Raw genomic sequence first — 2986 nt, 5'->3', positions numbered from 1 at the left:
TGCCGGACGTGTGGCGTTAAACCCTTCGGCCGTGGTGAAACAGCGGATATGGGTGTGTTCTACGCGATAAACGTCGCCTGCCTGGACGATTTGATGCCTGACGAGCTGTTGAACGCTCCCGTTGAGTACCAGGATGGAAGGTACGATCATTGGGAGCGTCAACCTGCAGAAATTCGCCATTTATAAAGAAATTGACGCAATACCAGTTACGTCATGGGTTGCCCTATTTTCTTAAAATTCAATCGATTTAGACTAAGGTATAATTGCGGAAATTCGCGATATCTCTTATCAATCAGCTTTCAGCGTGTAGTTGTTTCGAAATGCCGAATATTGACGTTCTTTTATCTTGTATTGTTGAATCATCGTCGTTTGTGTGCATCCTCCCTGCATACAAAGCCTGAGTGAAATTCTGGGAGGCCGAGAATAGAAAAAGTATTGTCTATTTTATTCGTTGGTAATCGCCTGCCTGGATTGAACAATGCAAGACCAAGACGCCTGGACAGATCCTTCGCTGGTCACAGGCAAAAAGGCAGGCAGTCATGGTGGTCCCTCCATGGCTGCCTTTTGCTTTTAGAGGCCTGAGGAGTTGGGCAAACATCTCCCTCTCGTCGCCGTCTGAACAAGAGCCTCTCTTGTTTGGATAGAGGGCCCACGCCTCGATTAATCCCGCGGGGCCCCTACGACCTGAGAAATCACACCTCCCGTTGAACGCGCGATGAACGAACGCATCAGCTTTCGTTCAGACCGGTTAAGTCATTGTCTCGAAATCAACAATGCAAAGCCGCATCGGGACGGGAGTGAGGGGATCATGATACAATCAACCGCAAATTTATCGCTGCTTTTTCTGCGTGCGCTAATTTTCTCTGCCATTCTCGTCGGTCCTGTCGTGGCTTTTGCTGCAAGCTATGAAGGGCGGAACCCATCAAATGGCGGTATAGGGCTTGTTCTCCTCGTCAGTCTGCAGAGAGTTTAGAGCGGTTTGCAATCATATTGAATCATCCTGTCGGAGGGAATTTGGTTCAAGGTCGAGGGGTTTGGCGAGGCCGATGCCTTTCTATCGGACAAAGCCAAAACCCGAAGGATTTGGAGCAAATTCACCCGGCCCTTCGGGTTTCCGGCTGGCGGCCAACCACTTTGTCAGGCGGCGTCGGACGATGGAAASACATCGACCTCGCCACCTTCCGCGYGGATTGYCTCGCCATCCGAGAAACAGGATCGATCCAATATGATTGCAAACCGCTCTAAGACACCGCTTTTCAAGTGTCATGCTATGTCACTATATTGGGGCATGGACAAAAGAATCGGAACCAAGAAGCCCACCGCCATCAGCATGCCCAGCCATGTCGAAGCGAAAGAATTCATTGACGCCAGGGCAGCCGTCCAGGCGCTCAGCGTGCTGTATGAACGCAATACAAAGTTTCTACGTGATGCCTTCGATAGAGTTGCGCGAGGCGAAGAACGCCACACAATGCATTTCCGCGCTTTCTATCCGGAAGTGCGTCTTTCAACATCAAGCTATGCGCAGATCGATTCCCGCCTGGCGTTCGGCCATGTGTCGGCACCCGGTCAATATACGGCGACCATCACGCGACCGGACCTGTTCGACAACTATCTCGAGGAGCAGATAAGGCTGTTGATCCGCAACCATGGCGGTCCCGTGACGGTACAGGAATCCACGACGCCTATCCCCATCCACTTTGCCTTCCTTGAGGGCACACATGTCGAATCATCCGTAGCGGATGCATTCACCCGCCCGCTTCGCGATCTCTTCGACGTACCGGATCTCGCAGCGACGGATGACCGCATTGTCAACGGCGAATACGAGACGGACGACCTCGACAGTATCATGCCGCTCTCGCCCTTTACGGCGCAGCGCGTGGATTATTCCTTGCACCGGCTCTCGCATTATACGGCGACGCGACCGATGCATTTTCAGAACTACGTGCTGTTCACCAACTACCAGTTCTACATCGACGAATTTTGTGCACTGGCGCGTGGACTGATGGCGGAAGGCGGTGGCAGCTATCAGCGTTTCATCGAGCCCGGTAACCTGATCACCGAAGCCGGCAATGATGCACCGACGTCGGGCGTGCCGATCGGCCGGCTGCCGCAGATGCCGGCCTATCATCTTGCACGTGACGACCGTTCTGGAATCACCATGGTCAACATCGGCGTCGGCCCCTCCAACGCCAAGACCATTACCGACCATATCGCTGTGTTGAGGCCGCACGCCTGGCTAATGCTTGGCCACTGCGCCGGGCTGCGCAATACGCAAGCGCTTGGCGACTATGTGTTGGCCCATGCTTACGTGCGCGAAGATCACGTGCTGGATGACGACTTACCGGTGTGGGTGCCTATACCCGCACTTGCCGAAGTGCAGGTCGCACTTGAACATGCAGTCGCGGAAATCACCGGGCTTGAGGGGTATGATCTGAAGCGCATCATGCGTACCGGCACCGTGGCAACGATCGACAACCGCAATTGGGAGCTACGCGACCAGCGCGGCCCCGTTAAACGGCTGTCGCAATCGCGCGCGATCGCGCTCGATATGGAATCGGCGACAATCGCGGCGAATGGTTTCCGCTTTCGCGTGCCTTACGGAACGCTGCTGTGCGTCTCCGACAAGCCGCTGCACGGTGAATTGAAACTGCCGGGCATGGCGACGGAGTTTTACAAACGTCAGGTGGCACAGCATTTGCAGATCGGCATTCGTGCCCTGGAGAAACTGGCTGAAATGCCCCCTGAGAAACTGCACTCCAGAAAGTTGCGCAGTTTCTACGAGATGGCCTTTCAATAGAACTTATTTGCGAGGTCCAAGAAGAGCGAAAGACACGCCCTGCGGATCGAGTGCTTGCAAAACCCACTGCTCGCCGGGAACTTCCATCGGCCCGAAGACTACCTTGCCGCCCTTGTCCTTGATCCGGGACTCGGCGGCGTTAATATCGTCCACGCAGATATAATAGCACCAGGCTGGACGGGTTGATGG

Annotated in this window: 1 protein-coding gene and 1 pseudogene; one reads left to right on the top strand and one right to left on the bottom strand. The window is 54.3% G+C overall.

Translation table 11 applies throughout. The features are described 5' to 3' along the window. The first annotated feature begins 1288 nt into the window (after positions 1-1288). Complete coding sequence (locus ACXJ5O_RS23240) at positions 1289-2797, top strand: AMP nucleosidase (RefSeq protein WP_457301972.1); 1509 nt, start codon at positions 1289-1291, stop codon at positions 2795-2797. Between the two features lie 3 nt (positions 2798-2800). On the opposite strand, the pseudogene ACXJ5O_RS23235 reads toward ACXJ5O_RS23240, so the two are convergent. Continuing rightward, a pseudogene (locus ACXJ5O_RS23235) lies at positions 2801-2986 on the bottom strand (VOC family protein); the annotation flags it as partial.

Source organism: Phyllobacterium sp. P5_D12 (genome assembly GCF_054049495.1).
This window is presented reverse-complemented; position numbering and strand designations above follow the sequence as displayed.